The 7725-nt window shown below is 59.5% G+C and carries 3 protein-coding genes; 1 reads left to right on the top strand and 2 read right to left on the bottom strand.

Annotated features, from left to right (window positions below; genetic code table 11):
• Nucleotides 1–75 precede the first annotated feature (75 nt).
• Entirely contained in the window at nt 76–4890 is a 4815-nt protein-coding gene (locus ABX749_RS14435; protein WP_372896595.1) for a response regulator, read from the top strand.
• 27 nt (nt 4891–4917) lie between these two features.
• On the opposite strand, the gene ABX749_RS14430 is transcribed toward ABX749_RS14435, so the two are convergent.
• Nucleotides 4918–6150: a M16 family metallopeptidase gene (locus ABX749_RS14430; RefSeq protein ID WP_372896594.1), complete on the bottom strand. Its 1233-nt coding sequence runs from the start codon at nt 6148–6150 to the stop codon at nt 4918–4920.
• A 160-nt stretch (nt 6151–6310) separates the two neighbouring features.
• Nucleotides 6311–7576 carry a M16 family metallopeptidase gene (locus ABX749_RS14425; RefSeq protein WP_372896593.1) on the bottom strand — a complete coding sequence of 422 codons (1266 nt, stop codon included), beginning with the start codon at nt 7574–7576 and terminating at the stop codon, nt 6311–6313.
• Between the last annotated feature and the right edge of the window lie 149 nt (nt 7577–7725).

Raw genomic sequence — 7725 nt, 5'->3', positions numbered from 1 at the left:
TCCGAAATCTGGGATGACATCGGACCGCTGGCGGAATCCGTTCTGCAAACGGGGCAAGCAACGTGGGACGAAAGCATGTTGCTGTTCCTGGAGCGGAAGGGGTTTCCGGAAGAGACCTACCACACGTTCTCCTACAGTCCGTTGCCATTCGACGGCGGGGGCGAACGCACCGGTGGCATGCTCTGTGTCGTGACCGAGGACACCAAACGCACCATTGGCGAGCGGCGTTTGGCGACCCGGCGCGAGCTTGCCGCCCGCACGATGGATGAAGCCAGGTCGATCGATGAGGCTTGTCGTACCGCCGCAGAAATTCTTGCGGGCAATCCCCAGGACCTCCCGTTCGCGTTGATCTATCTGTTCGATCAAAAGACCTGCCGGGCACGGTTGGCGGGGCGGTGCGGCCTGACGACGGAACACCCCGCCTGCCCGGCGGTCATCGACGTCAGCAAAGACGACAGCCTCTGGCCGCTGCGGGAGGTCATCGATCACGAGCGGGCGGTTGAGTTAAGCGATTTGTCGACGCGGATCGGTCACTTGGATGTGGGGATCTGGCCGGAACCTCCTCAAAACGCCATGGTCGTCCCGCTCGCCAAACCCGGACAAGATCTGCTGGCAGGATTTTTGATCGCCGGTGCGAGCCCGCGATTGGAACTCGACGACAGTTATCGTGGCTTTTTCGATCTGTTGGCCGGACAATTAGCCGCCGCGGTGGCCAATGCCGAGGCTTATGAAGCGGAGCGACGTCGTGCCGAGGCGTTGGCGGAATTGGATCGCTCCAAGACGGTTTTCTTTTCCAATGTGAGCCATGAGTTCCGCACGCCGCTGACGTTGATGCTCGGGCCTGTGGAAGACTTGTTGTCCCGCAGCGACACGGACCGATCGCCTGCCGACACGGAACAACTGGAGGTGATCCATCGAAACGGATTGCGATTGCTGCGACTGGTCAACTCGCTGCTTGATTTCTCACGGATCGAAGCCGGCCGTGTGAAAGCCCAGTTCCAGGCGACCGATTTGGCGGCGTTCACGAGGGAACTGGCGAGCGTGTTCCGATCGGCCATTGAACGAGCGGGATTGCGATTGCAGGTCGAGGTGGATGAACTGTCCAATCCGGTCCACGTCGACCGCGACATGTGGGAAAAGATTGTTTTGAACCTGCTGTCCAATGCCTTCAAGTTTACCTTCGACGGTGAAATCGTCGTCACCCAGCGAGAGGTCGACGACCAGGTTCGACTGACCGTACGGGACACCGGGACAGGGGTTCCCGAAGACCAGATTCCTCGACTGTTCGAACGGTTTCATCGAATCGAAAACGCCCGCGGACGCACGCATGAAGGCAGCGGGATCGGACTGGCGTTGGTGCAGGAATTGGTCAAGTTGCATCAAGGCACGATCACGGCCGAAAGTACGTTGGGCCAAGGCACCACGTTTACCGTCTGCATTCCGATCAGTCGTGCGAATGTTTCGGTCGAGCAGACGGGCGATGGCAATGACGCCGTTTCGACGGGGACCGGATCGACGCCCTACGTCGAGGAAGCGCTGCGATGGCTTGCGGACGACCCCGTTGGTGAACAGGATTTTCCGGACCCGCCACGGATCCAACCGCAGCCCACGTCGGTTGCCGGACCGATCGCCGGCGAAATTGCGGAAACGCTCGATCACCCACGTTCGCGCATCTTGGTCGCCGACGACAACGCAGACATGCGGCAATACATCAAGCGGTTGTTGAGCGAAGACTATTCGGTGACGGTGGTCGCCGATGGGCAAGCGGCGTGGGAACGGGCACAGACGGAGCATTTCGACTTGGTTTTGACCGACGTCATGATGCCGCGACTGGACGGCTACGGGCTGCTCGAGCGACTACGCGAGAATCCGCGGACCCGCGACCTCCCGATCATCATGTTGTCGGCCCGAGCGGGTGAGGAGAGTCGGGTCGATGGAATGGAAGCCGGCGCCGATGATTACCTGGTCAAACCGTTCAGTGCCCGCGAATTGGTCGCGCGGGTCAGGGCCCATGTGCGGATCACACGGCTGCGTCGCGAGACTGCAGAAGCGCTTCAGGAAAGCGAGAGACGGCTTCGATTGGCGCTGACGGCCGCACGAATGGTGGCCTGGCAATGGGACCCGCATGCCGACGTCGTTCACTTTTCAGAGAACGTGGTCGACATCTTCGGCTTGCAACCCGATGCAATCCCCAAGGACAGTCAGTCCGGATTCGAACTTGTCCATCCGGACGACCGCGAGCGGGTCGATTCCATCGTCCAATCCGCCATTGCCCAAGGCGGAGAATTCCAACTGCAATTTCGGGCCATCCGTGCGGACAACGGACGTGTCATCTGGATCGAAGAGCGTGGCCATGCGGTGGTCGATGCGTCCGGCAATACGCTGCGATTGGTCGGCGTCGTCGTGGACATCACTGACCGGAAACGCGCCGAAGTGGCAATGCGGGAACGCGCCGATCAGTTCCGCGCGATGGCTGACAACGCACCGACGATGCTGTGGATCACCGAACGCGACGGCTCGTGTACGTTCTTGTCTCGCGGCTGGTATGAATTCACCGGCCAGAGCGAACAAGAGGGGCTGGGCTTCGGCTGGATCGATGCGGTTCACCCCGAGGACCGCGCGCGGATTACTCGCATTTTTAATCAGGCGAATCAACGACAGGAAGCGTTTTCGTTTGATTATCGATTGCGACGGGCTGACGGAAAGTACCGCTGGGCGATCGATGCAGCTCGACCGCGATTCAACGAGGAAGCGGAGTTTGAAGGTTACGTCGGCGCGGTCATCGACGTTCATGAACGCAAGCAGGCCGAAGAGTTTCGGGCGGGACAAGCCGGAATTCTGGAGATGATCGCCAACGAGCAGCCCGTCGAAGAGATCCTGACCGAGCTGGTCAAATCGGTGGAATCACAAATTCCTGGTTCCTTCGGATCCGTACTGTTGCTCGACGAGGACGGACAAAGACTTTGCCACGGAGCGGCTCCCCACTTGCCCGACGATTACAACGCTGCCGTCGACGGGATCGAAATCGGGCCCAACGCCGGATCGTGTGGCACCGCGGCCTATCAGCAACAACGCAACATCGTGTCGGACATCAACCACGACCCTCGTTGGGCGCAGTACAAGGGACTCGCACAACAATACGGTCTGAAATCGTGTTGGTCAGAACCGATCTTTGCTGCCAATCGTTCCTTGCTCGGGACGTTTGCGATTTACTTCAAAGAATCACGAGAGCCGACGCAGCACGAGCTGGAACTGCTCGAAGCCAATGCGCGATTCGCCGGCATCGCAATCGATCGTCCCCGGGCCCAAGCCGAGCTGCGCGAAAGTGAAGAGAGTCTCCGCGATGCGCTCAATGCCGCCGGCATGGGACGTTGGCGAGCGGATTTGTCCAGCGGCAAACACACCCGCGATGCCAACCTCAATCAGATCCTCGGTTTTGAACCCGTCGAAACCGTGGGCCCGATCGAAGATCGATTCAGCCTTGTTCATCGCAACGACCGTGAGGTGGTCGAGCAGGCGTGGAAACAGGCCATCGAGTCCGAAGGCATCTACGAAGCGGAGTTTCGTGTCGTCAGACGTGATCAAACCGTTCGCTGGCTTCGCGAACGAGGACGATTTAAAAGACGTGAAAACGAAGCCTCGGGGTTCGTGACCGGGCTGACACAGGACATCACCGAACAACGAGAATTCGAACGTTCGCTCAAGAAAGCGAGGCAATTGGCCCAGGCCGCCAGTACCTCAAAGAGCGAATTCATCGCCAACATGAGCCATGAAATCCGCACCCCGATGACGGCCATTTTGGGCTATGCCGAACTCCTGGAGGAGCACGTTAATGACGACCTGGCCCACCAGCATTTGCGGACCATCCGCCGCAATGGCGATTTTCTGCTCGACATCATCAACGACATCCTGGACTTGTCCAAGATTGAAGCCGGCAAGCTGGAAGTCCTGCGGGAGTATTTTTCGCCGCACAAGTTGATCCAGGACGTCCGATCGATCATGGAGATCCGTGCCCGCGAAAACCAGTTGACGTTTACCGTCGACTACCGCGGTGATATCCCAAGCCAAATCGAAAGTGACCCGAAACGACTCAAACAGATCTTGATCAACCTGCTCGGCAACGCGGTCAAGTTCACCAAACAAGGTAGCGTCTCCCTGGTCGTTGAACTGCTCGACGGCGGCGAACCGATGCTGCAGTTCCAGGTCATCGACACCGGTATCGGAATTTCGGCGGAACAACAGCGACAACTCTTCCAACCGTTCTTTCAAGGGAACGCCCGCGTGTCGCGAGAGTTTGGCGGGACAGGACTGGGCTTGGTCATCAGCCAGCGTTTGGCCAACATGCTCGGCGGTGGAATCTCGGTCGAAAGCGAACTCGGACAGGGAAGCACCGTGACGCTGCAAATCGCTGTCGGCGACTTGGCTGGAGTGCCGATGGGGACAGTCGCCCACGATGCGGCTGAAACCGATCCTGCCGAACAACGCAACGAACAACGCAACGAACAACCGATCCCCTTGGATTGTCATGTGTTGCTGGTCGATGACCGCCGCGATATCCGTTTGCTTAGCAAACACATCCTGCAAAAGTCCGGCGCCCGAATCACCGAAGCCAATGACGGTCTGAAGGCGCTCGAAGCCGTCGCGGCGACCGAGTCCAATGGAGAGGCGTTCGATATCGTGTTGCTCGACATGCAGATGCCGAACTTGGATGGCTACGAAACCGCCGGCCGCTTGCGAGCGAGAGGGTTTACCAACCCCATCATCGCGCTCACCGCCGACGCGATGCAGGGTGACATGAAACGTTGCGTCGACAGTGGCTGCGACGATTACCTCAGCAAGCCGATCGATGCCGATCAACTGATCCGAAAAATCCGTCAGTTCCTTTCCTAATCCTCGCCGAATCGATGACAATCTGATTCAACAGGCCAAGATTTCCGTCGGTTCTTCGGACAAGTAGGTTTTGGCGACCTCGGCGATCGCCGCTTGATCGACCGACCGAATGTTGGTCAGGGATTGATCCAGATCGACATACTCGTTGTGGATCAACCAGCGGCTTCCGATGCTAAACAAACGATTGCTCGGTCGTTCGCTCTGCATGATGTAGCCGGCGGCTGTCTTGTTGATCGCTTGCTCAAGCTCTTCTTTGGTGACGCCTTTCTCGACGACGCTGTGAATGATTTCGCGCATGAAACGCTGATTGCTTTCCAGATCGTCGGGCACGCAAACCAGGTAATTGAACCAGGCCCCGCAATCACTGAATTCCTGTGGCCAACACGTCGCCACTTCGGCACGCCCGGTGTCGATCAAATCCCAGAAGAACCGGCTGCCGCCTTCGTCGCCCAGGATGGACGCCAGCAACCGCGCCGCATGCCGCTGGCTGCTGGCCGAGGAGGGGCCGTTGCCGATCTGGATGCAGTAAGCCTGCACCGCATCGGGTGTCGCGACTCGATGCGACAACTCGATCCCCTCGGGAATCGAATCGGCGTCATCGGCGGGGAGCGTTTCCTTGGCCACCCGGTCGGCCCACGATGCCGTGCGTTTGTCGATCTCGGCGACCAACGCGTCGAAGTCGACGTTGCCCGAGGCGGCTAGCACGATGTTCTCGGGGCGATAGCGTTGGTTGAAATAGTCGCGCATCCGTTCGGCCGTCATCGCTTCGATCGATTCGCTGGTGCCGAGCACCCGTCGCCCCAGCCCACGCGGCGAAAAGTAGATTTCCATCGCGCGTTCGAATCCGCCGAACGGAGGTTGGTCTTCGTACTTGGCGATCTCTTCCAAGATGACGTTGCGTTCGGTCTCGAATTCGTCTCCATCGAGAATCGGTGACATCATGTCGGTCAACAAGTCGACGATTCGGTCCTGGAACTTGGGCAGCACGGTCGCGTAGTAGACCGTTTGTTCTTCGGACGTGTAGGCGTTGGATTGGCCGCCGAGTTCGTCGAGTTCGCGGTTGACGTCTTCGGCGCTGCGCCGCTGTGTCCCCTTGAACATCATGTGTTCAAGAAAGTGGCTGAGTCCGGATTGCGGGTCGAGTTCGTTGCGCGATCCGGCCTGAACGAAGTACCCCAAGGACATCGAGTAATTGCGTGGATCCGTTTCGGCAACGATGCGCAGTCCGTTGGCGAGGGTGGCTTGCTGGAACTTAGGCATTTGAGATTCAGACGAGGAGTGTCGTTCGGGGATGTTTGGGGGGAGGGCCTGGAGGCTGCCGCGAACCGGCGGATTTGATCTGGCGGACCAACCTTCTGTCGTGGGCCGAGGGGCGATCGGCCGTTCAACCCGACGCGTCAAGCGAAAGCAGCACGCCGGGTTAAACGTTGAGCTTCTCGGGGCCGAGGGTGACGATTCGATAGTCCGACGGCGGGTGTTGTTCCCAGTAGCCCTTCACATCATCGAGCGTCAACGCTTCGATGATCTCACTCAGTTCGGCGGTCGGCATCGCCCTGCCGATCTGATAGAAATCGCTGGCCAGGGAACTGGCCCGCGAGGCACTGGATTCCTGTTCCATGATCAGCCCGCTTTCGATGCGAACCTTCCAGCGGTCCAGCTCGCTTTGCTCCAAGTCGCTGGGCAGATTCCGGATCTCTCCCAGCGTGACATCCAGCGTTTCTTGGGCGCGGGCGGGCGTGGTTCCGGCATAGCCAAACACGCCGCCGGCATTGATCAGCGAATGACAGCTCGCCGAGACGGTGTAACACAGCCCACGCTTTTCGCGGACGCGATCGAACAGCCGGCTGCTCATTCCGTCGCTCAAGATGCCGATGCCCGCACGCATGGCGAAATAGTCCGGGTGACCGTAAGGGATGCTTGGGAAAGCGAACGCGATGTGGGTTTGGCTGCTGGCCGCTTGGATGTGTTCATACACCGGCGCGCCGCTGGGCAACGGGGCGTCGTCAACGTTTTCCGTTCGCCAGTCTCCGAACGCTTCCTGGGCGAGCTGCACCACCGTGTCGGCTTCGACGCGCCCGGCGACGGTCAGGATCGCACCACCGGCGTGATAGTTGGCTTGATAAAACTGTCGAATGTCATCGCTATTGATCGCGGCCAAGGACTCCATCGTTCCCTGGTTGCCGCGTCCCAGTCGCGAACCGTAGTGCAACTCGCGGACACGCTTCATCACCCGCTGTGTCGGCTCGTCTTCGATCGCACGCAGTTCCTGGATCATCATCATCCGGGCATCTTCGATTTGATCCGCCGGCAGGTGCGGCCGCCGGACGATGTCCGCGTACAGTTTCAACGCTTCGCCGAACGATTCGGCCGGCATCGCGGCACCGAACGATGACGTGGCCGTCGAAACGCCGCTGTTGCGATCCATGCCCAGATTGTCCTGCATCGCGACCAGGTCACGGCTGCTGAAGCTGCCGGCCCCGCGCTGGACCATCTCGCAGACCATCGACGCCAGACCGGCGCGGTTGTCCGGCTCGGTCTGGATGCCGCTGCGCAGTGAGAGGGTGAAGGCCGCAGTTCGTAGCCAAGGCATCGGTTGAACCAGGACCGTCATCCCGCACGGCAGCGGATGCGTCGGGATCTCGCTCTGGGAGGATTGGTCCGCCGCGGATTTAGTAGAAGTGGACATCGGTAAAGTCTGTGGAGAAAAGTGCCCGAACGCTGGCGCGAACCGGCTGATGACAAATGATGATCAGCCGTTCGGCGCCAGCCTACGGGCCCTCGATCCCTCAACGGCAATTCGGACCAATCGCACCGGAACAGCGCGATCGGCTTTCT

Source organism: Stieleria sp. (assembly GCF_041595215.1).
GTDB classification, from domain to species: Bacteria; Planctomycetota; Planctomycetia; order Pirellulales; family Pirellulaceae; genus Stieleria; species Stieleria magnilauensis.
This window is presented reverse-complemented; position numbering and strand designations above follow the sequence as displayed.